Annotated in this window: 18 protein-coding genes and 1 tRNA gene; 8 read left to right on the top strand and 11 right to left on the bottom strand. The window is 64.4% G+C overall.

Going from position 1 to position 20,559, the window contains the following annotated elements; translation table 11 throughout:
• Positions 1-9: 9 nt before the first annotated feature.
• Complete coding sequence (gene leuD, locus AC0L28_RS04855; RefSeq protein WP_473475952.1) at positions 10-615, bottom strand: 3-isopropylmalate dehydratase small subunit; 606 nt, start codon at positions 613-615, stop codon at positions 10-12.
• A 152-nt stretch (positions 616-767) separates the two neighbouring features.
• Between leuD and AC0L28_RS04850 the strand changes: the two genes are divergently transcribed.
• On the top strand, positions 768-1,193 hold the full coding sequence (locus tag AC0L28_RS04850; protein ID WP_473475949.1) for a GNAT family N-acetyltransferase: 426 nt from the start codon (positions 768-770) through the stop codon (positions 1,191-1,193).
• A 77-nt stretch (positions 1,194-1,270) separates the two neighbouring features.
• Here the strand turns inward: AC0L28_RS04850 and AC0L28_RS04845 are convergent, their stop codons facing one another.
• From AC0L28_RS04845 to AC0L28_RS04830, 4 genes are all read right to left on the bottom strand, one after another.
• Positions 1,271-2,437, bottom strand: coding sequence for an NAD(P)/FAD-dependent oxidoreductase (locus tag AC0L28_RS04845; protein WP_473475946.1), 1,167 nt, complete (start codon positions 2,435-2,437; stop codon positions 1,271-1,273).
• 62 nt (positions 2,438-2,499) lie between these two features.
• The gene (locus AC0L28_RS04840; protein WP_473476271.1) at positions 2,500-3,996 is read right to left on the bottom strand and encodes an ATP-binding protein; all 1,497 of its coding nucleotides are present in this window, start codon (positions 3,994-3,996) and stop codon (positions 2,500-2,502) included.
• A gap of 59 nt (positions 3,997-4,055) precedes the next feature.
• Positions 4,056-4,751 (bottom strand): response regulator, encoded by a 696-nt coding sequence (locus AC0L28_RS04835; protein WP_473475944.1) that lies wholly within the window; start codon positions 4,749-4,751, stop codon positions 4,056-4,058.
• 3 nt (positions 4,752-4,754) lie between these two features.
• The gene (locus AC0L28_RS04830) at positions 4,755-6,311 is read right to left on the bottom strand and encodes a DUF4153 domain-containing protein (protein WP_473475942.1); all 1,557 of its coding nucleotides are present in this window, start codon (positions 6,309-6,311) and stop codon (positions 4,755-4,757) included.
• Between the two features lie 562 nt (positions 6,312-6,873).
• Here AC0L28_RS04830 and AC0L28_RS04825 point away from each other — a divergent pair.
• Positions 6,874-7,752, top strand: coding sequence for an HpcH/HpaI aldolase/citrate lyase family protein (locus AC0L28_RS04825; RefSeq protein ID WP_287225081.1), 879 nt, complete (start codon positions 6,874-6,876; stop codon positions 7,750-7,752).
• Between the two features lie 26 nt (positions 7,753-7,778).
• On the top strand, positions 7,779-7,985 hold the full coding sequence (locus AC0L28_RS04820; protein WP_023804277.1) for a DUF1737 domain-containing protein: 207 nt from the start codon (positions 7,779-7,781) through the stop codon (positions 7,983-7,985).
• Between the two features lie 226 nt (positions 7,986-8,211).
• Here the strand turns inward: AC0L28_RS04820 and AC0L28_RS04815 are convergent, their stop codons facing one another.
• Entirely contained in the window at positions 8,212-8,634 is a 423-nt protein-coding gene (locus AC0L28_RS04815) for a metallopeptidase family protein (protein ID WP_023802719.1), read from the bottom strand.
• A 173-nt stretch (positions 8,635-8,807) separates the two neighbouring features.
• Between AC0L28_RS04815 and AC0L28_RS04810 the strand changes: the two genes are divergently transcribed.
• From AC0L28_RS04810 to AC0L28_RS04800, 3 genes are read left to right on the top strand one after another with little or no spacing between them, the layout of a single operon-like run.
• On the top strand, positions 8,808-9,875 hold the full coding sequence (locus AC0L28_RS04810) for an ImuA family protein (RefSeq protein WP_473475939.1): 1,068 nt from the start codon (positions 8,808-8,810) through the stop codon (positions 9,873-9,875).
• A complete protein-coding gene (locus tag AC0L28_RS04805; protein WP_473475937.1) occupies positions 9,817-11,298 on the top strand; it encodes a DUF6504 family protein in 1,482 nt (493 codons plus the stop codon). The genes AC0L28_RS04810 and AC0L28_RS04805 overlap by 59 nt, the downstream gene beginning before the upstream one ends.
• A complete protein-coding gene (locus AC0L28_RS04800; RefSeq protein WP_473475936.1) occupies positions 11,295-14,570 on the top strand; it encodes an error-prone DNA polymerase in 3,276 nt (1,091 codons plus the stop codon). Before AC0L28_RS04805 ends, AC0L28_RS04800 begins: the two co-directional genes overlap by 4 nt.
• Before the next feature lie 37 nt (positions 14,571-14,607).
• Here the strand turns inward: AC0L28_RS04800 and AC0L28_RS04795 are convergent, their stop codons facing one another.
• From AC0L28_RS04795 to AC0L28_RS04780, 4 genes are all read right to left on the bottom strand, one after another.
• Entirely contained in the window at positions 14,608-14,847 is a 240-nt protein-coding gene (locus AC0L28_RS04795; RefSeq protein WP_023802715.1) for a Trm112 family protein, read from the bottom strand.
• A 265-nt stretch (positions 14,848-15,112) separates the two neighbouring features.
• On the bottom strand, positions 15,113-15,784 hold the full coding sequence (locus tag AC0L28_RS04790; RefSeq protein ID WP_023802714.1) for an LON peptidase substrate-binding domain-containing protein: 672 nt from the start codon (positions 15,782-15,784) through the stop codon (positions 15,113-15,115).
• A 166-nt stretch (positions 15,785-15,950) separates the two neighbouring features.
• A complete protein-coding gene (gene trxA, locus AC0L28_RS04785; RefSeq protein ID WP_473475934.1) occupies positions 15,951-16,949 on the bottom strand; it encodes a thioredoxin in 999 nt (332 codons plus the stop codon).
• A 92-nt stretch (positions 16,950-17,041) separates the two neighbouring features.
• The gene (locus AC0L28_RS04780; protein WP_473475932.1) at positions 17,042-17,539 is read right to left on the bottom strand and encodes a prolyl-tRNA synthetase associated domain-containing protein; all 498 of its coding nucleotides are present in this window, start codon (positions 17,537-17,539) and stop codon (positions 17,042-17,044) included.
• A gap of 250 nt (positions 17,540-17,789) precedes the next feature.
• Between AC0L28_RS04780 and AC0L28_RS04775 the strand changes: the two genes are divergently transcribed.
• Positions 17,790-17,864, top strand: a tRNA-Gly gene (locus AC0L28_RS04775).
• A 374-nt stretch (positions 17,865-18,238) separates the two neighbouring features.
• Here AC0L28_RS04775 and AC0L28_RS04770 read toward each other — a convergent pair.
• Positions 18,239-19,108, bottom strand: coding sequence for a helix-turn-helix domain-containing protein (locus tag AC0L28_RS04770; protein WP_023802711.1), 870 nt, complete (start codon positions 19,106-19,108; stop codon positions 18,239-18,241).
• 106 nt (positions 19,109-19,214) lie between these two features.
• Here AC0L28_RS04770 and AC0L28_RS04765 point away from each other — a divergent pair, with 106 nt between their 5' ends.
• On the top strand, positions 19,215-20,486 hold the full coding sequence (locus AC0L28_RS04765; RefSeq protein WP_473475929.1) for an ABC transporter substrate-binding protein: 1,272 nt from the start codon (positions 19,215-19,217) through the stop codon (positions 20,484-20,486).
• The last annotated feature ends 73 nt before the right edge of the window (positions 20,487-20,559 follow it).

Raw genomic sequence — 20,559 nt, 5'->3', positions numbered from 1 at the left:
GCCTGTCGTTCAGGCCCAGGGCCGCAGCTCGGCGTTCTTCTTCTCGAACGAGGCGATGGCGTCGGCCTTCTCCATGGTCAAGCCGATATCGTCGAGCCCGTTCAAGAGGCAGTGCCGCTTGAAGTCGTCGAGGTCGAACTTGACCACGCCGCCGTCCGGTCCGCTGATTTCCTTGGCTTCGAGGTCGATCGACAGCGTTGCGTTGGACCCGCGCGAGGCGTCGTCCATCAGCTTGTCCAGATCCTCCGGGCTGACGGTGATCGGCAGGATGCCGTTCTTGAAGCAGTTGTTGTAGAAAATGTCGGCGAACGAGGTCGAGATGACGCAGCGTATGCCGAAGTCGAGCAGCGCCCACGGCGCATGCTCGCGCGACGAGCCGCAGCCGAAATTGTCGCCGGCGACCAAGATCTGCGCCTTGCGGTAGGCCGGCTTGTTGAGCACGAAGTCGGGGTTTTCCGAGCCGTCGTCCGTGTAGCGCATTTCGGCAAACAGTCCGCTGCCGAGCCCGGTGCGCTTGATCGTCTTGAGATAATCCTTGGGAATGATCATGTCGGTGTCGACATTGACGATCGGCATCGGCGCGGCAACGCCGGTGAGCTTGGTGAATTTTTCCATAGGTCTTGCCCGTCTTCTTTTCGCTGCGGGGATGTATTGGCGCCCGGTTTACACAAAGCTGCAGGCAAATAAAAGGCGGCTGTTTTCGCAAGCTTTGGTCCTAGAGCACGGACCGCTTCAAAGTTGCCGCCCTATGGTGCACCTTGGCCGGCATGACAACACGTCCCAAAGTACTCTACGCCACCGAACCGAACCTCGACGCAGCCGAGTTCCGCCGCGTGCTGGTGGAATCCGGCCTCGGCGTCACTCGGCCCATCGATGACGACGTCCGTCTGAAGGCGATGCTTGCCAATGCAGATCTGGTGTTGACGGCGCGCCTCGATGCGCCTGGCAAGCCGCTGATTGGCCTCGCCCGAGGCATCACCGACTTCTCGTGGGTGTGCTATATTTCCGAGCTCGCCGTCTGCAAATCGGCGCAAGGGCTCGGCATCGGCAAGGGCCTGCTCGACGAAGCGCGGCGGCAGCTCGGGCCATCCGTCGCCCTGTCACTGATCTCCGTGCCCGACGCCGTCGGCTTCTACGAACGGATCGGCATGACGCGGATGGCGGACGCGTTCTGGTTTGGCCGCGAGCGCTGACGGCTGGCCTTGCGGTGCGGAACCTTTTGGTGCCGAGGGACAGCACCCAGGACAGCACCCCCCTCTGTCCGCCAGCCTCAGATCACATTCAACTCCCTGAAAGCCCGCCCCTCGGCAACGCGCTCATACCCAAACGCCGAGCAGTCCACCGTGCGGTAGCCGCCATGCACGATCAGCTCGGCCAGCGCCTTGCCGACCGCCGGCGCCTGCTGCAGGCCGTGGCCGGAAAAACCGTTGGCGAACAGGAAATTCCCGACCTGCGGATGCGGGCCGATCACCGCGTTCTGGTCGAGCGTGTTGTAGTCGTAATGACCGGCCCAGGCGCGCGTCGGCTTGATCGCCTCGAAGGCCGGAATGCGGGTCGCCAGCACCGGCCAGATTACCTCTTCGAACAGCGGCCAGTCGGGTTCGAAATCGCTGGGATCGGCGGGGTCGTCGCCCTCTTCCGGTTCGGCCCCGCCGGTGATGTAGACCGAGCCTTCCGGCCGGACATAGATGCCTGAGGGATCGACCAGCAGCGGCATGTCGTCATATTTCTCGCGCGCCTCGAAGATGAAGACATTGCGCTTGCGCGGTTCCACCGGCAGCACCAGTCCGGCCATTGCCGAGACTTTTCCGGCATTCGGCCCGGCGGCGTTGACGACGATGCCGGCATCGAGCCTTTCGCCATTGTCGAGGCTGACGCCGGTGACACGGTCGCCCTGCCGTTCGATGCCGGTCACGTCGGCGGTGATGAAATCGATCTTTTTGTCGCGCAGCGCCTTGCGGAACAGCATCAGCATGGCATGCGCGTCGAACCAGCCCTCGCCGCTGCGGCCATAGGCGCCGGCGGTGATGCCCTCGGCCGACAGCCATGCAAACCGGCGGACGAGCGCCTCCGCATCCTCAAGCACGATGTCGGCGCCCTCGGCCAACTGCGTCTGGTGGTTGGCCTCAAGGATCGGCAACCCGTTCTCGCCGGCAAGGATGAGGTAGCCGCCTTCGCGAAAGCCGATATCGGCGTCGGCCCCGAACTCTGCCGTCAGCCGCCGGAACAGTTTCAACGTGAACTGCGACAGCCGGATGTTTTCCGGAATCGAAAACTGCTGGCGGATCGAAGCGCAGGACAGTGTCGTCGCCGCATGGGCGAACTGCGGGTCGCGCTCGACCAGCGCGATCGAGCCTGAAAACCCTTCCGCGCGCAGATAATAGGCGATCGAGGAGCCGACGATGGCTCCGCCGATGATGACGACGTCGTAGCGCACTTTTCGCTTCTCCAGTTCCAAAGCATGATCCCGAAAGCCGGTTTTCGGGTTCAGGCTCCAATTCATGCAGCCGGCAAGATGATCTCGAAGCGCGCGCCGCGCTCGGAGTCAACCAGGCGGATCGTGCCATCATGCGCTTTCAGGAGGGCCAGAACGATGCCGAGGCCCATACCGGTGCCGCCGCAATCGCGGCGTGTGGTGAAGAATGGCTCGAAAATGCGCGCCCGGTTGCTGGCCGAAATGCCGGCGCCGTCGTCGCTCACTTGGATCGTCGCCCTGCCGCCTGCGCTCGCCGCCGTGATCGAGACCAGCGTCGCGCCATGCCGCGCCGAATTGTCGATGAGATTGGCCAGCACGATCGCCGCGTTCTCGGCCGAGATGCGCAGGCCGGTCTCGCCGCCGGCCTCAATACGAAGCGCCAGCCTGTCCCCGGTCGGCAACAGCGCCAGGGCCGCACTGAGCGATGTGCTTTCGCCGCTGGGCGCAAGATTTTCGGCGCGCGCCAGGTCGAGCAGACGGCGCACCAGCAGATTGAGCCGCCCGGCGTCGGTGACGATATTGTCTGAAAACCGCCGCCGCTCGGCCTCATGCATCGCGCTACCCGAATCGCGCAGCAGTTCGGCCGCCCCCTGGATCGCCGTCAGCGGCGATTTGAGCTCGTGCGAGACATGGGTGGCGAAGGTCTGGATGCTGTCGGAGCGCGCATGCAGCTTTTCGGCCATCTCGAGGAAAGCGTCGGACAGCGCTGCCATCTCGCGCGTGCCATGATGGTCGAGCGGCCTGATCGCTGCTCGATCACCGGCGGCGATCCGCTTTGTCCGCTCCATCAGCGCGTAGATCGGCCGGCTGACGGTGCGCAGGAAGATCAGGCCGATGAGCAGCGTGCCGCCGAGGATGGCGATCGCCGCCAGCACCACCTTGCCGCGCTCGCCATAAAGATGCTTGACGATGTTGTTCGGCGTCCGCGACAGATAGACGACGCCGGCGACCTTGCCGTCGACGGCGACCGGCATGGCGACGAAGACGCGGACTCTCGTTCCGCGGCTGACCGAATAGAGCGAAGGTGAAGGCTGGTTCGGAACCCTCTGCCGGAGCGCGCTGGCATAGCGGCCGGCAAGGGCTGCGCGAACCTCGCCGACGGCGCCGAGCGACAGGCCGACCTCTTCGCGTCCGGCGATGACGACGCCTTTGGGGTCGAGCAGCCGGAAGCCGGCAAGCGTGGTTTTCTGCGTCTCGGCAAGAATACCCGACAGCCGCGCGCCGATCGCCGTGAAGGCGGGATCGACGGTGGCGGCCGTCGCCGCGGGCCGTGTCGCCAGAACCCTGTCGGACGCAAGATCGAGACGCGGCTCGATCGGCCGGTAGGGAGAGTCCGGATTGTCGCTGTCGGCAGGCACGGCCGCGCCGAGCTTTTCAGCCGCGATGCCCGCGGCGCGGACCTCTTGCGCATGGATGGCGGCAAGGGCGGCGCCTTGCGCGATCAGCTCGGCCTCGGTCTGGCGGATCAGCTGGTTTTCGTAGAGCCTGAAGAAGAACAGGCCGACCAGCGGCAGCGCCATCACCATGATCAGGATGGCGACAACGATGGTGGCGAGGCGCGGGCGCCATTTCTGCGCGGTCACGCGCCGCACCGGCCGAGCCGGAAGCCGACGCCATGCACGGTCTCGATCGCGTCCGTGCAGCCGGCCGCCGCCAGCTTGGCGCGGATGTTGCGGATATGGCTGTCGACGGTGCGGTCGGCGACATGGATGTTGCCGGCATAGGCATTGGCCATCACCATCTCGCGCCCAAGCACATGCGCCGGGCGCGCCAGAAACCCTTTCAGGATGGCGAATTCGATCGAGGTCAGCACCAGCGGCCTGCCGTCGAAGCTGGCGGTGTGGCTGGCCGGCAGCAAAGCCAGCCTGCCATGCGAGAATTGCTTGTCGTCGGCCGGTTCCGCCTTTGCCGGGCGGGCGCGCCGCAGGATGACGTTGACGCGGGCGACCAGCTCGCGCGGGCTGAACGGTTTGGTGACATAGTCGTCGCCACCCATTTCGAGCCCCAGGATGCGGTCGATTTCTTCATCACGCGCCGACAGGAACAGCACCGGCACATCCGATGTGTGCCGCAGCCGCCGGCAGACCTCCAGCCCGTCCATCTCCGGCATGCCGATGTCGAGCACGACAAGGTCGGGCGCGCGGCGTTCGATCGCCCGCAAGGCGGCGGCGCCGTCGGCTACCGCATCCGTTTTCATGCCGGCCTTTTCGAGCGCGAAACAGATGATCTCGCGGATGTGCGGATCATCGTCGGCGATCAGGATGTGATGCGGCATCGATCAGCGGCCCGGCACGAAGGGTTCGGAGCCCTGAGGAACCACGAACGGGATAGACGTGTCGAGAGTGCGAAGGAGCCGCCAGTCGCGAAAGCTCCAGGCGCGCCAGTTTTCCTGGGCCGCGCGGTAGCGGGCCTCGTCCTGTCCCAGCAAACGGGCGAGTTCGCGGTAGGGGGAAAAGCTGGCCGCATTCGTCCTGGCCCGCTGCTCGAGGAAGCGATCGAGTGCCGGCCGGGCGCTGGGACCGAGCGAACGCAGGTACCAGAAATCGAGCTCGGTTCCGTGGCCGGTCATTTCGAATGAGTGCTCGACATTGTAGTTGGCGATCAGGGCGGCAAAATTGATGAACGAGCAGGCATAAAGCGTCGCCGATAGCGTCAGAAGATTGGCGGAAAGCAGCCATTCATTGGATTTTCCGAGCGCGATGCGGGCGATGATCAGGGCAAGGCCCGCCGCCACCAGCCCCATCCAGACGAAGGCGGCGACGCGCCAGTAGGTCAGCGCATAGATGCCGACATAGAGTTCAAGCCGCAGGATCGACGAGATGACCAGCACGATGTTCTGCGCCACCCAGACATAGACCAGCCGGCGGATGAACGGATCGCTGGAAGTGGCACTTCCCGGCCTGAGCGCCGCCAGCACGAAACCGGCGGCGAGCAGCGCCGTGACGATCAGCGGATAGGCGCCGCGATGCGCATAGGCGGCGTAGGTCAGCCCGTCGGGCAGGGCGATGCCGCCCCACAGATAGGTGGCGTCGAGCGCGGTCTGCATCGCGAACAGGATGTTGAAGATGACCAGCGCGCGAAGGATGGCGGCCTTGCCGAAGATGATGTCCTCGATCGCCCTGGCGGGGTTTGTCGTCGTCGTCACCGCGCTGACAGGGACAGGTGTCACCCGACGCGCAATGCGGCGCAAGAAGCGCGGCAGGCGCGGGCGCAAAAAAGCCCAGACGCCGGCAAGCACGACCAGCCAGAAGGCCAGCCGCGGCAGCTGGATGAGGTCGAGCAGTGCGTGGAGATCGATCAGCGACAGCCAGTATTCGATAACCGGATTGGCGGCGCCGAACAGCGCCAGAAACACTGCGCCCAGGGTCAGCGGCATGATCCAGACGGCGATCGCCGCGAAGCCGATGCGCCGCCGGCCAAGCCGCCGCGCCGCCTTGCGCCAGCGGACGAAATCGTGGACGAACCGAAACGGCGCTGCGAGCAGAAACAGCGCGACCTGGCCGGCAATGCGGGCAAATCCGCGCCGCAGCCGCCCGACCAGCGAAAGCGTAAAGACGGCCAGCGCCGCAAGCCCGATCGCGACGGACAGCGCGCTGACATTTTCAAGGAACGGCAGTAGCCCGACAAGCAGGGCAACGGGTTTGAACCAGGCCCGGCCGGCGCCGAGCGCCGACGGCTGGAGCGCCGCGGCCGCGGCGGCCAGCGTCATGCCGAACAGGAAGAGCGTGATGCCGACCGGCTGCCCATAGAAGAAGAAATCGGCCAGCGCGGCAAGCAGGACGGCAACGCCGAAGCGCGCGCAAGTGCCCGGCGCGGCGGTAAGCAGCGATGTCATGATCGGGTTTTCTCAGCGGCTTTGATCCGGCCGGGGGGCGGAGATTTGCGGATGAAGGGAAAGAGAGTCGCCGAACGCGGCGGATCGATGAGCCAGCAATCGTCATCGCGGAGGGGCAGGGACCAACGGGGCTTTTCGCGCTCTTGCATGCGCCCTTTTCGCCGGCCGAAATGCAGGCAGCGAGGCGGGTCCGAGGAGATTTTCCGCAATGTTGTGCAGTTTTTGTGCAGGGTCAGGAATCACTTCAGCTTTGAATCCGCCCCGTCACCCCTTCCGGGGGCTTGCGCTGCCCCTCACCTGCCTGTCAGCATCCTCTCCCCGTATAGTGACGGGGAGAGGGGTGCTCTCATCGCCGGTTTCGCCAATCACCAGCGTTGCAAGAATGGCTTCGAGGCTGCGCCAGCCCCTTCTCCCCGTCCCTATACGGGGAGAAGGGGCTGGCAGGGCGATGAGGGGCGGCGCCAACTTCGATGATTGGCTTGCGTCCAATGCAAGCTATGACTGCCCGAAGCGATTGCCCTGTGTGCTTGCTTCGATCGCCTCCAGAAGGCATAGATCAGGCATGACTGAACCCTGCCGCCCGCGCCGCTCGGTGCTTTACGTCCCGGCCTCGAACGACAAGGCGCTGGCCAAGATCTCGTCGCTGGCCTGCGATGCCGTCATCATCGATCTCGAAGATGCCGTCGCCCCGGCCGACAAGGTTTTTGCGCGCGAAAAACTGGCTGATATTTTCGCTCACCGCGCAAACCTGCGCTGCGAAATGGTCGTGCGCATCAACCCGCTCTCCAGCGAATGGGGCGCCAAGGACTTGCTGGCGGCGGCAAGCTGCGAGCCCGACGCCATCCTGCTGCCCAAGGTCGACACGCCGCGCGACGTCCTGGAAGCCGGCGACGTCCTCGACGACAATTTTTCACCCGACGCGGTGAAGCTGTGGGCGATGATCGAGACGCCCAAGGCGCTGCTCAACATCGGCCCGATTGCCGAGCTTGGCCGCGATCCGGCCTCGCGGCTGGTCTGTTTCGTTGCCGGAACGAACGACCTGGTCAAGGACACCGGCATTCTCGCTACGCCCGACCGGCGCTATCTCACGCCATGGCTGATGCAGATGGTGCTCGCAGCACGCGCCGGTGGCCTCGACCTGCTCGACGGTGTCTTCAACGATTTTCGTGATCTGGACGCTTTTGCGCGCGAATGCACGGAAGCAGCCGCCATGGGGTTCGACGGCAAATCGCTGATCCACCCGGCCCAGATCGATGCCGCAAACCGCGCCTTTGCACCATCTGCCGAAGCCGTGGCCGAGGCGCGTGCGGTCAAGGAGGCCTTCGCGCTTGCCGAAAATGCCGGCAGGCAAGTCATTGCGCTGAACGGAAAAATGCTCGAGCGGCTGCATCTGGCGCAGGCCGAGAAACTGCTGGCGAAGGCGGCCGCCAGCGCGGCATGATTGGCAACTTATCACAGGAATGAAAAATGAAACTCTACCGCTTTCTGTCCGGCCCGGACGATTCCAGCTTCTGCCACAAGGTGACGGCAGCGCTGAACAAGGGCTGGCACCTGTTCGGCTCGCCAACCTATTCCTACGACAAGCAGACCAAGGTCATGCGCTGCGGCCAGGCCGTGGTGAAGGATGTCGAGGGCCAGGAATACGGCCCTGGCACCAAGCTCAGCGATTGGTGACATCGCATCGAGCATAAACATCTTCCAGATGTCGGCGGGCCAGCACCCCCCTCTGTCCTGCCGGACATCTCCCCCTCAAGGGGGGAGATCGGATGTCGCATCGGCTTTCGCCAATCTTCAGAGTTGCAGGGTGTGCGGTGCGGGCCAAAGCTGCCAGTCTCCCCCTTGAGGGGGAGATGTCCGGCAGGACAGAGGGGGGCCGCGAAGGAATGAGACGTCGATCCCTTTACTCGGCCGCCTCTTCGATCCGCTCCATATCATCGTCCGACAGGCCGAAATGGTGGCCGATCTCGTGGATCAGCACATGGGTGACGATATCGCCCAGCGTCTCCTCGTTCTCGGCCCAGTAGTCGAGGATGGCGCGGCGGTAGAGCGTGACGCGGTTCGGCCCCTCGCCGGTCTGCGGATTCCAGCGCTCGGCGATGCCGCGCCCCTCGAACAGGCCGAGCAGGTCGAAAGGCGTTTCCAGCGACAGGTCGTCCATGATTTCGTCGGTCGGGAATTCGGCGATCTGGATGACGATCTCGCCGGTCAGCTTGCGAAACTCCTCCGGCAGATGGGCGTAAGCTTCTAGCGCCAGGAACTCCATTTCCTCCATCGACGGCGAAAGCTCGTCGTGCCAGGTACGGGTTTTGTAGATGCGGGCCATGCTTTGTCCTTCTGATCCCGGCATATAGGCTTTCGCGCCGGACTCGGCAATTAGCCGGGTTGCCGCCTTTCCCTGACAGGAATAAATTCCCCATGACTCCGCTTGACTCTTCGGCCGCCCTCTGGAATCTATTAGAACATAACAGGAACAATTGTGAGTGGAAGCTGACCGTCATGGCGACAAGCGCCGTGGCGCGGGAGACTGTTTTTGCCCTGCGCCGCCAGATCGCGAAGATCGAGGGAACGCTGCCCGAGCGCCTGCAGGCGCCGGCCGCAGCCCCCGTTGATGCGCCCCGGAATCCAACAGCTGATGTCACGCCCCAGGATCCAACAGCTGATGTCACGCCCAAAAATCTGACAATCGTCCGCCGCGGCCTCGCCGTGGCGCCGCCCGATGCGTTTCTGCGCACCGGCGCCGAAGATCTCGATACTGCGCTCGGCGGCGGCCTGCCGAAGGCGGCGCTGAGCGAGATCCATGGCGCCGCGACCCGCGATGCCGGGGCCGTCGCCGGCTTCGCCCTGTCGCTCGTCAGCCTGATCCTCAAACAGGGGCCGCGACTGCCGGTCCTGTGGATCGGCACCGCGGAAATCTTCCGCGAGGCCGGCTTCCCCTATGCCACAGGACTTCATCGCCTTTTCGGCATCGAGCCGGAGCAATTGCTGTTTTCCGAGGCGCCAAGGCTCCTCGATGCGCTGTGGACCGCCGAGGAGGCCGCCCGGATGACGGCGCTCGCCGCCGTCATCCTCGAAATCCGCGGCAGTCCGCAGCGGCTGGACCTCACCGCGACGCGGCGGCTGCACGCCCGGGCACAGAGCGCCGGCCGGCCGGTGTTTTTGCTGCGCCAGGCCGGCGAACCCGAGCCGACGGCGGCACCCGTCCGCCTCGTCCTGTCGGCGGCGCCGTCGGCACCACGCCAGACGATCGCCGGGCCGCTCGCCGGCTCGATCGGCCGTCCCGCCTTCACCGTCAGCATCGGCAAGAGCCGCACCGCCTTGCCAGGACAATTCACACTGGAGTGGAACCCCGATGAACGCAGTTTCGAGGAAAGAAGGGCCGGGGAAAGACGGCAAGAACGGGCAGCGAATCCTGTCCCTGTGGTTTCCGCATCTCGCCGCGGAAAGGATCCTGCGCCAGCGTCTGGGGCGGTCCTGGCGTTCGCGGCCGTCGGATCACCTGCCGCTGGTGATCAGCCATCGCCAGGCGAACGCGCAGCGCATCGCCGCCCTCGACGAGCGGGCTGAGGCGCTTCATCTGAAGCGCGGCATGGGCATAGCCGACGCGCGCGCCATGCATCCGTCGATCGACGTCGTGGAAGCCGATCCCGAGGGCGACCGCCGCCTGCTCGAAAGCCTCGCCGACTGGTGCGACCGCTACACCCCGCTGGTGGCGATCGACGCAGCCGATGGCCTGTTCCTCGACGTCACCGGCTGCACCCATCTTTTCGGCGGCGAACGGGCGATGCTGGACGACATCCTGTCGCGCTTTTTCCATCAGGGTTTCGATGTCCGCGCCGGCCTTGCCGCCACACCAGGTGCAGCCTGGGCGGCAGCGCGGTTTTCTGGTGATCGCATCGTCCCCGGTGGCGAGGAGGAGGCGCTTCTCGCACCCTTGCCGCTGACGGCGCTGCGCATCGAGCCTGACATCCGCGCCAGCCTGGAAAGCGTCGGCCTGCGCACGGCGGGCGCCGTCATGGCAGCACCGCGCGCGCCGCTCGCCCGCCGCTTCGGCAGATCGCTGCTTTTGCGCCTCGACCAGGCAGTCGGCCGCCTCGACGAGGCGGTGTCGCCGCGCCTGCCGGTGGCGCCGCTTTCGGTCGAACGCTATCTCGCAGAACCCATCATGCTGACTGACGAAATAGAGCGGCTGGTGAAAATGCTGGCGACGACATTGAAGGCGGACCTCGAGCGCCGCGGCGAGGGCGCAAGAAGGCTGGCGCTGCTGCTTTTCCGCGTCGACGGCGCCGTCAGCCGCATCGCCGTCGGCACCTCGCGGCCGTTGCGCGAGCCGCTGCTGATCCAGAAATTGTTCCACGAGAGGCTTGCCGCGCTCGAACAGGACATCGATGCCGGCTATGGCTTCGATCTCGTGCGCCTCTCGGTGCTGTCGGCCGCGGCCTCCGACATGCAGCAGGCGGATCTGACCGGCGAGACGCGCGATGACGGCGCCGACATCGCCCTTTTCGCCGACCGCATCCGCGCCCGGCTCGGTGACAGCGCGGTTTTGAAACCGGTTGCCGTCGAGAGTCATCTGCCCGAGCGCGCCGTCGCCACGCATTCCTATGCGGAGGCGCCGCAAAGGGTCTCTGCGCCGAAGAAGCCGGACAAGACGCCGGGCAAGATGAAAGACACTAGGCCTGTCTTGCGGCCGGAACGGCCGATCCGGCTGTTCCGCTCGCCCGAGCCGATCGAGGTGCCGGCCACCGAAATGCCTGAAGGACCGCCGCTGAACTTCCGCTGGCGGCGCGCGCTCTACCGGGTGGCGCGCGCCGAAGGGCCGGAACGCATCGCCGCGGAATGGTGGCGGGAGGCAGCGGGGCAGGAAGCGACCCGGGATTATTTCCGCATCGAGGATAGCGACGGCCGCCGTTACTGGCTTTATCGCCAGGGGCTCTACGGCGCCTCGCAGGCGGCGCCGCGCTGGTTCATGCACGGGGTCTTCGCATGAATGCGCTGGCGGTCGTTCCCTACGCCGAATTCGGCATCCAGTCGAATTTCTCGTTCCTGCGCGGCGCCTCGAAACCGGAGGAGCTGGTGGTCGCGGCAAAGTTTTTGGGCTTTTCGTCGATCGGGCTTGCCGACCGCAACACGGTGGCTGGCGTCGTGCGCGCCTGGCAACAGGCCAAGGTGGAAGGTCTTTCCTGTCATCCCGGCTGCCGCCTGGTTTTTTGTGATGGCACGCCCGACGTTCTCGCCTATCCGCAGGACCGCAAGGGCTGGGGCCATCTGTGCCGCATGCTGACGCAGGCCAATATGCGCGACGACAGCGAAAAGGGCGCACCGCTGCTCTATCGCGACGACCTTTTCGAATGGGGCGATCGCATGTCGCTGGCGATCCTGCCGGATTTGTCGGCGCCGGCGCAGGATCTCAGGCTGATCAGCCGCCTGAAAGATCGCTTCGGCAAGACCCTGCGGCTTGCCGTTTCGCCGGATTATCACGGCAACGACCGCTACCGTGTCGAGCAGGCGGCTGCCATGGCCGAGGCATCAGGCATTCCGCTGATGGCGACCAACGACGTTCTTTACCATACGTCCGAACGGCGCCGGTTGCAGGACGTGCTGACGGCGATCCGCCTCAACGTGCCTGTTGCCGAAGCCGGGCTGGAACTGGCGGCCAATGCCGAGCGCCATTTGAAGCCGCCAATGGAGATGGCGCGGCTGTTCCGGCGGCATCCGCAGGCACTGGCGCAAACGCAGCACTTTGCCGGCGAATTGAGCTTCTCTCTCAGTGACCTCCAATACAACTATCCCGACGAACCGACGGAATCGGGCCTCGGGCCCCAGGCCGAACTGGAAAGGCTGGCTCTGGAGGGAGCCGCGATACGCTACCCCTCGGGCGTTCCCGCCGATGTGACCAGGCGCATCCGCGAAGAACTCGCTTTGATCGAGCGCCTGAATTACGCGCGCTATTTCCTGACAGTCTACGACATCGTCAAATTTGCCCGCAGCCAGGGCATACTCTGCCAGGGACGTGGCTCCGCGGCCAACTCGGTGGTCTGCTATTGCATCGGCATCACCGAAGTGGGGCCTGAGCGGATCGATTCGCTTTTCGAGCGTTTCATTTCCGAGGAAAGAAACGAGCCGCCCGACATCGATGTCGACTTCGAGCATGAAAGGCGCGAGGAGGTCATCCAGTATATCTACTCGAAATACAGCGCCAAGCGCACCGCGCTTGCCGCGGCCGTCGTCAGCTACCGGGGCCGGTCGGCGATGCGCGAAGTGGCCAAGGCGATGGGCCTGTCGGACGATGTCAGGAGCGCGCTGTCCAGCTCGATCTGGGGCTGGTCGACCTCGGAGCTCGGCGAAAAGGAGACCAGGGCCGGCGGCCTCGATCAGACCGATCCGTCGACAAGGCAGGTGATCGAATGCGCCAACGAGATCATGGGCTTTCCCCGTCATCTGTCGCAGCATGTCGGCGGCTTCGTCATCACCAGGGACCGGCTCGACGAGATCGTGCCCATCATCAAGACGGCGATGGACGAACGCAAGATGGTCGAGTGGGACAAGGACGATCTCGACGCGGTGAAAATCCTGAAAGTCGACGTGCTGGCGCTCGGCATGCTGACCTGCCTGCAGCGCGCCTTCACGCTGCTTGAGGATCATTATCCCGATGCGCGGGATGATTTTGGCCGGCCCTATGTGCTGGCCACCCTCCCTGCCGAGGACAAACATGTCTACGACATGATCTGCCGCGCCGACACGATCGGCGTCTTCCAGATCGAATCGCGCGCCCAGATGTCGATGCTGCCGCGGCTCAGGCCGAAAACATTCTATGACCTCGTCATCGAGGTGGCGATCGTGCGGCCCGGCCCGATCCAGGGCGACATGGTCCACCCCTATCTGCGCCGCCGGCAAGGCAAGGAAAAGCCCGAATATCCCAAGCCGGAACTGGAAGAGATACTCGGCAGGACGCTGGGCGTGCCGCTGTTCCAGGAACAGGCGATGAAGATCGCCATCGTCGCCGGCGGCTTCAGGCCGGGCGAGGCCGATGAACTGCGCCGCGCCATGGCCACCTTCAAGCGCACCGGCACGATCGGCAATTATCGCAGGCGGATGGTCGACGGCATGATTTTGCGGGGTTACGAAAAGGACTTCGCCGAGCGCTGCTTCAAGCAGATCGAGGGTTTTGGCGAATATGGCTTTCCCGAAAGCCATGCCGCCTCCTTCGCCCTGCTGGTCTATGCCTCCTGCTGGTTCAAGACCTTCTATCCCGACGTGTTCTGCGCCGCGATCCTGAATTCCCAGCCGATGGGATTTTATCAGCCGGCTCAGCTTGTCCGCGACGCGCGCGACCATGGCGTTGAAATCCGCGAGGTCGACGTCAATTTTTCCGGTTGGGATTGCGCGCTGGAAGAAGTGCCTTTCGATCCAACCCGCATTCTCGACCGCCATGCCCAGATGCGCGGCGTCATCCGGACCAATCATGCCGTCCGGCTGGGTTTTCGCCAGGTCAAGGGCCTGTCGAAGGAGCGCATGGAGGTGTTTGTCGCCAGACGCGGCGACCGCTACGCATCCGTTCGCGATGTCTGGCTGCGCTCGGGCCTCTACGTCAACGAGATCGAGAAGCTGGCGCAAGCCGACGCTTTCCGTTCGCTCGGCCTCGACCGCCGCGACGCCCTGTGGGCGGTCCGCGCGCTCGACGGCAGGAGTGCCACGGAGACCCTGCCGCTGTTCGACCGACCTGAGATCCGCTTGCGCGATCTCGAGCCCGAGACCAGGCTGCCGACAATGCCGCTCGGCGAGCACGTCGTCCACGACTACCGCTCGCTCGGCCTGTCGCTGAAGGCGCATCCGCTTGCCTTTCTGCGCCAGCGGCTCGACCGTTCCGGCGTCACCCCCAATGCGCGCCTCGGCCAGGTTCGGGACGGCAAGCGCGTTTCGGTCGCCGGCCTTGTCCTGGTGCGGCAGCGGCCGGGTAACGCCAAAGCGATTTTCCTGACGCTGGAAGACGAGCAGGCGGTCGCCAACGTCATTTTTTGGGAAAGAACCTTCAACCGCTACCGGCCCATTGTCATGGGCGCGCGGCTGGTCCGCGTCACCGGCAAACTGCAGTCGGAATCGGACGTCATCCACATCGTCGCCGAGAAGGTCGAGGACCTGACACCCTGGCTGTCCGTGCTTTTGCAGGAGAAGCCCGATGTCCCTGTCGTGCAAAACGACCGGCAGGACATCGCGGGGAAGGCAGAAAGGGTCATGCCCAAGGGGCGCAATTTTCAATAGGGGATGTGTCGGCGGGACAGCGAAGGATCACCACGCTTCAGGACGGCCCACCCAACCGCGGCGGCGGCAATCCGTCGTCGAAGGGGAGCGAGCGTGCCTCCGAAGGCAGCATGATCGGAATGCCGTCACGCACCGGATAGGCAAGCCGCGCGACCCTCGAGATGAGCTCGCCGCGCTCCGGATCCCAGCTAAGCGGACCCTTGGTCAGCGGACAGGCCAGCAATTCCAGCAGCTTGGGATCGACATTGACCTTCTTTCCCTCACGCCCGTCCACCATTTTTGCCAGTCCTCTCGTTCGTCCTCAGTCTTCGTGCGTTGACGCTGCCCCTCACCTGCCTGCCGGCATCCTCTCCCCGTATAGTGACGGGGAGAGGGACGCTCTCATCGATGGTTTCGCCAATCACCCGCGTTGCAGAACGTCCGCCAAGGCTGCCGAAAGCCCCTTCTCCCCGTCCCTATACGGGGAGAAGTGCCCGGCAGGGCGATGAGGGGCGGCGCCGACTTCCGCAATTGGCTTAGTCCCAGCGTTCCTTTTACTTTGCCTACTGCAAACTCGAGCCGAAATCCTCGTTTTCGCGTGCCAGCGCCATTTCGGTGATGGCGATCAGCGTTTCGGCGCGTGTCTTCAGGTCCGCCGCTTCGAGCAGCGCCTGTTTCTCGGCCGGCCCGTAGGGAGCCATCATCGACAGCGCATTGACCAGCATGGCGTTTTCGGCGCGGCTGACGCTTTCCCAGTCGGCTTCAAGATCGTTGGCCTGCAAATAGGCGCGAAATGCCTTGAGCAGCGCCGGCCGGTCGATCTCGGCCTCCGCCTGATCTTCGTCGAGATCGGTGAGAAAGGGCGCAAACCGGCACTGGCGGAAGGGCGTCTTGACCGCAAGCTCCTGCACGATGCGGAACCGGCACACGCCTTGCAGCGAAATCAGGTAGCGGCCGTCGCCGCTCTCGGAAAGCGCGATGATGCGTCCGGCGCAGCCGACATTGCAAAGCGCCGGCTCGCCGTCGGCACGCCGCGCGCCGTCGAGGCTGGGCTGTATGACGCCGATCAGCCGCGGTCCGGCGATCGCCTCGTCCACCATCTCCAGATAGCGCGGCTCGAAAATGTTGAGCGGCATGCGGCCGCCCGGCAGCAGCAAGGCGCCTTCAAGCGGGAAGATCGGCACCGTCGGCGGGAAATCCGTATCGAGCCGGTAATGCGCGTTTCCCGCCTGCACGTCAAACCTCCGCTCGCTCCCTCAAGAAGCGCATCAAGCCCGCCCATCCCTTAGCAACCTGGCGCAAAATCGTCACCAGGCGAAGAACGGATCGGTCAGGCCTCCTAATCTGGCGCAGCCGTCGCCGACCGCAAGACCGTCACGCAAAAACAGCTTGAGGCTGCGCTCAGGAAAACAGCAGCGACGACAATTTGCGCCGCGCCGCCAGCGTTGCCTCGTCGGTCATGCCCCATGCCTCGAAGAACTGCAGCAACTGCGTCTTGGCGCCGTCGTCGTTCCACGAGCGATCGGCCTTGACGATCGCCAGCAGATTGTCGGCTGCGGCCATGCGCTCGCCGTTGGCGTTCTGGATCATAGCAAGCTCGAAACGTGCCTGATGATCCCCGGGGTTCTCAGCCAGGCGTCGCTCGAGCTCGGCCGGATTGCCAAGTGCTGCCGCCTGCGCAGCAAGCGCCATCTTGGCGCGCAGCGCGGCGAGCGGCGGCGCATCCTTCTTGGCCTCCGGCGCCCGCGCCAGCACGGCTTCGGCGCCCTCGGCATCGCCGGCCTCGAACAGCAGATCGCCCAGCCCGGCAATGGCCTCGATCGTCTCCGGCGCCTGTTCCAGGATCGCGTCGTAAATATCCGCTGCGGTCTGCACATCGCCGGCGGCGCGCGCCTCCGCGGCCGCGGCAAGCGCCTCGGCCACCTGCGGCGCACCATTCTTGTTGCCGCCGACCTTCTGGATGAACGCGGCGATCTGGCTCTCGGGAATAGCGCCCATGAAGCCGTCGACCGGCTGGCCGTCCCTGAACGCGATGACCGCCGGTATCGACTGGATGCCGAGCTGTCCGGCGATCGAAGGATGGTCGTCGATGTTCATCTTGACCAGCTTGACCTTGCCGCCGGCGGCGGTGACCGCCTTTTCCAGCAGCGGCGTCAGCTGCTTGCAGGGCCCGCACCATGGCGCCCAGAAATCGACCAGCACCGGCTGACGGCGCGATTCCTGGATGACGTCGGCGGCAAATGCTGCGGTCGTCGTCTCCTTGATGACGTCGACGGCGACAGGCGGGTCGCCAAGCGCGACTTTCGCGGGGCTGGCGTCAGTGCCGCCATACTGCACACTGGTGGCATACTGTCCGCCATTGCCGCCAAATGGGCCGCCAAATTGATTGTTGTCGCTCATCTCGTGCCCTTTCGGTCGCCGCCCGGCCGCCAGCCCGGCGCAACATCCTTAATTCTCACTCAGAAGTCGGTTTATCGTCATCCATGTGGCGATCATGCCGTGACTTTCAAGATAACAGCATCATGCCCGGTTGCCTCGACGAATTTGACCAGGTCGGCGGCGGCGATCGATGTCGTCGCCTCGTTGGTTAGCGGATGGGCGTTGATGACGGCATGGCGCATCAACTCCTGGTCGAGAACGACCTTGACCCGCAACTGCCTATCGTTGATCAAGCCGAACACGGTGACCGCACCCGGAACGACGCCGAGAAGCTCCATCAGCATCTCCGGCTTGCCGAAGGAAACGCGCCCGGCGGCGCCGATGATTTGGTGGATCTGCTTGAGATCGACCACCGCCTCCTCATCGACGCTGACCAGGAAGAAATTGTCCTTCCTGTCCTTGAGGAACAGGTTCTTGGTGTGCCCGCCGGCGATTTCCCCGCGCAGCGCCTGCGAATCGGCGACCGTGAACAGCGGCGGATGGCGCAGGGTCGAGACCTCGATCCCGAGATCGGCGAGAAAGGCGAAAAGCTCGGCTTCGGTTTTCGGCATGTCGTTTCTTGTCGGACCTTCTGTTGTTGCGGTTTGGCTTGTTGTCGCGGTTCGGATCATGCCGTTTACGGCCAATGACGCCGCCGAGACAAGACCGTTGCGCAGCAAGGCTGCCGATTGCGTTCCTGTCCGGGCCAGGGAAGGCTCGTTTACGTCGCCGGGTGCGGCCCAAAAAACCTGCGATTTCCCTGTTGCAATCGCCGCGCCCTTCAGCCATATAGGCTCGGCTTGCGGCCCAAAAGCCGCGCGAGCGGGTGTAGCTCAGGGGTAGAGCACAACCTTGCCAAGGTTGGGGTCGAGCGTTCGAATCGCTTCACCCGCTCCAGTTTCCCGGAAGGGGAATCAAGCATCGAAAAGCCGCGGTTCGCCGCGGCTTTTTCGCGTTTGGGCTGCACGGCACCAGCCAGCCGACGCCGAATAAAATTGCAAATCATGTGTGCGCGGCGGCGCATCGTAGCATCGAGATTCTTGGTCAGTTGGCGGGCTCCTTCATCTGTTCGGCCGATGCTGTGGGTCAAGAAAAGGCCGACATTCGAGTCCGATCCTAAGGGATCCCCTGGAACGGTCCTGCCCCTACAGACGGTCCAGAGAGCACCACCGGCCTCAGGGCCGGTGGTGCATTGTTGCGTGGGCGCCAAACCAAACCGTGACCGCCTTGGTGTTCGGCGCCGGGTCCCCCAGCCATGTCCTGTGCATCGACTATCGGGCGCCCGCGCCTCTGCGAAAATCCGACGGCGACATGCCGGCCAGCTTGCGGAACGACTTGTTGAAGGCGCTGAGCGAGCCGAAGCCGGAGTCCATGGCGACGCGCAGCACGTTGGCGTCCTGGTGCATCAGCAGCGCCTGGGCGTAGCTGAGCCGCAACAAATTGACATACTCGTTGAGCGTCATGCCGGTCGACTTCTTGAAAACGCTCATGGCGTATTTGGGATGGATGTCGGCCGCCGCCGCGATGTCGACGCAGTCGATGTCGTAGAGGAAATTCTCGGCGATGAAGTCGCACATGCGCCCGACATTGCGCAGCGATTGCTGGTCGAAGGGGCTGCCTGCTTCCTGCTCGATCGGCGTTTCGGGTACCAGCCGGTAGGGTTCGAAGCGCACCCGCTCCAGCCGCAGCAAGAGTTCGTTGACGGCGTGCTCGGCCTTGCCCGCATCGCCCGAGCGGACGTAGCGGTTCCAGCGCTCGAAATTGTCGCTGTCGGACCGGTCGGTGGCATTGGTCACCAATGTCGCGCCGGTCATCAGCCGGTTGCGGACGTCGGCGGGCAGGTGCAGCCGGAAGAAGTGCACCAGCGGCAGATGCGCGCCGGCATAGACGGCATCGTCCGACGCATCGTCCATCTGGTGCGGCAGGCCGCCCCAGAACAGGCACATGTCGCCGGCCGAAAGCGCGATCTCGTGCTCGTCCATGCGGTAGTGCACGGCGCCGCGGACGATGAAATTCACCTCGACCTGGGCATGCCAATGCGGCTTCAGCATCACCAGGGGCTGGGTGTGAAACATCTGCAGCAGCAGCGGCAGACCCTCCACGCTGCTGGCGCCGGGCTGGTAAAACGGCCTTTCCAGCATCTTACTTTCCGCCCATTCTTTATTCCCTTTGTCGCGGACAAGCGTTCGCCAGCGCCTAGTCTAGCCATGCTCGCGAAGAGAGAGCAAATGAAATGGGAGGATTTCAATGCGCATCACACTGACCTGCGCCGCGTTCGCGCTTGCCCTGGGCTCAGCCCCGGCCTTTGCGCAATCCGGCGAAATCACGATCTGGAGCTGGAACGTCGCCGCTTCGTCGCTGAAGGCCACCATAGAAGGTTTTAACAAGCAGTTCCCCGACATCAAGGTCACGGTCCAGGATCTCGGCAACCAGCCGACCTATGACAAGTCGATCGCCGGCTGCGCCGCCGGCGGAGAGGGGCTGCCGGACATCGTGACGATCGAGAACGGTGAGGCCGAGAACTACTGGAGCCAGTTCCCGGACTGCTTCGTCGACCTCCATACGCTCGGCTATACCGCCGAAGACCAGGCAAAATTCCCCGATTTCAAGCGCACCGAGCTCGAAGTGGAAGACAAGGCCTATGCGATGCCGTGGGATTCCGGCCCGGTGGCGATGTACTATCGCCGCGACTTCTATGAGAAGGCCGGCGTCGACCCGACCTCGATCAAGACCTGGGACGATTTCATTGCCGCCGGCAAGAAGATCCAGGAGGCCAATCCCGGCGTGACCATGACCAACGCCGATTTCAACGGCGACTCCGAATTCTTCCGCATGATCGCCAACGAGCAGGGCTGCGCCTATTTCGCCGCCGACGGGCAGTCGATCACCGTCAACCAGCCGGGCTGCGTGGCGTCGATGACCAAGATCAAGGAGATGAAGGACGCCGGCATCATCACCTCGGCCGATTGGGGCACCAAGATCACCAACAACACCGCCGACAAGGTCGCCAGCCAGATGTATGGCGGCTGGTACGAGGGCACCATACGCACCGAGTCGCCCGACGGCAGCGGCAAATGGGGCGTCTACCTGATGCCGAGCCTCACCGCCGACGGCCCGCGCGCCGCCAATCTCGGCGGTTCCTCGCTCGCCATCACCTCGGTGTCGAACAACAAGGAAGCCGCCTACGCCTACCTGAAATATTCGCTCGCGACCAATGAGGGCCAGATAGCGATGCTGATGGGTTTTGGCCTGGTGCCGTCGCTGATCTCGGCGCTCGACGACCCCTATGTCTCCGAAGGCCAGCCCTATTGGGGCGGCCAGGCGGTGTGGAAGGACATTCTTGGCACCTTGCCGAAAGTCGTCCCCAGCCGCGGCACGCCGTTCCAGAGCGACGCGGAAATCATCGTCCGCGCAGTGCAGACCAAATATCTCGGCGGCGGCTACCCCGACGCCAAGGCGGCGCTCGACGATGCCGCAAGCCAGATCGCCTCGGCGACCGGCCTGCCGGTCGAAGAGTGATCTGAACGCGACTCCCCTTCTCCCCTTGTAGGAGAAGGTGGCCTCGCGAAGCGAGGTCGGATGAGGGGTGTTC

Source organism: Mesorhizobium sp. WSM4847 (genome assembly GCF_055811335.1).
The sequence above is the reverse complement of the archived record's forward strand: the minus strand, read 5'-3'. Positions and strand labels throughout refer to the sequence as shown.

Coding starts and splice junctions, on each gene's coding strand:
- AC0L28_RS04850 (WP_473475949.1), top strand. CDS start 768: ATGACAACACGTCCCAAAGTACTCTACGCCACCGAACCGAACCTCGAC.
- AC0L28_RS04830 (WP_473475942.1), bottom strand. CDS start 6,311: ATGACATCGCTGCTTACCGCCGCGCCGGGCACTTGCGCGCGCTTCGGC.
- AC0L28_RS04770 (WP_023802711.1), bottom strand. CDS start 19,108: ATGCTGGAAAGGCCGTTTTACCAGCCCGGCGCCAGCAGCGTGGAGGGT.
- AC0L28_RS04780 (WP_473475932.1), bottom strand. CDS start 17,539: ATGCCGAAAACCGAAGCCGAGCTTTTCGCCTTTCTCGCCGATCTCGGG.
- AC0L28_RS04815 (WP_023802719.1), bottom strand. CDS start 8,634: ATGGCCCGCATCTACAAAACCCGTACCTGGCACGACGAGCTTTCGCCG.
- AC0L28_RS04765 (WP_473475929.1), top strand. CDS start 19,215: ATGCGCATCACACTGACCTGCGCCGCGTTCGCGCTTGCCCTGGGCTCA.
- leuD (WP_473475952.1), bottom strand. CDS start 615: ATGGAAAAATTCACCAAGCTCACCGGCGTTGCCGCGCCGATGCCGATC.
- AC0L28_RS04820 (WP_023804277.1), top strand. CDS start 7,779: ATGAAACTCTACCGCTTTCTGTCCGGCCCGGACGATTCCAGCTTCTGC.
- AC0L28_RS04795 (WP_023802715.1), bottom strand. CDS start 14,847: ATGGTGGACGGGCGTGAGGGAAAGAAGGTCAATGTCGATCCCAAGCTG.
- trxA (WP_473475934.1), bottom strand. CDS start 16,949: ATGAGCGACAACAATCAATTTGGCGGCCCATTTGGCGGCAATGGCGGA.
- AC0L28_RS04825 (WP_287225081.1), top strand. CDS start 6,874: ATGACTGAACCCTGCCGCCCGCGCCGCTCGGTGCTTTACGTCCCGGCC.
- AC0L28_RS04835 (WP_473475944.1), bottom strand. CDS start 4,751: ATGCCGCATCACATCCTGATCGCCGACGATGATCCGCACATCCGCGAG.
- AC0L28_RS04840 (WP_473476271.1), bottom strand. CDS start 3,996: ATGGCGCTGCCGCTGGTCGGCCTGTTCTTCTTCAGGCTCTACGAAAAC.
- AC0L28_RS04810 (WP_473475939.1), top strand. CDS start 8,808: ATGGCGACAAGCGCCGTGGCGCGGGAGACTGTTTTTGCCCTGCGCCGC.
- AC0L28_RS04800 (WP_473475936.1), top strand. CDS start 11,295: ATGAATGCGCTGGCGGTCGTTCCCTACGCCGAATTCGGCATCCAGTCG.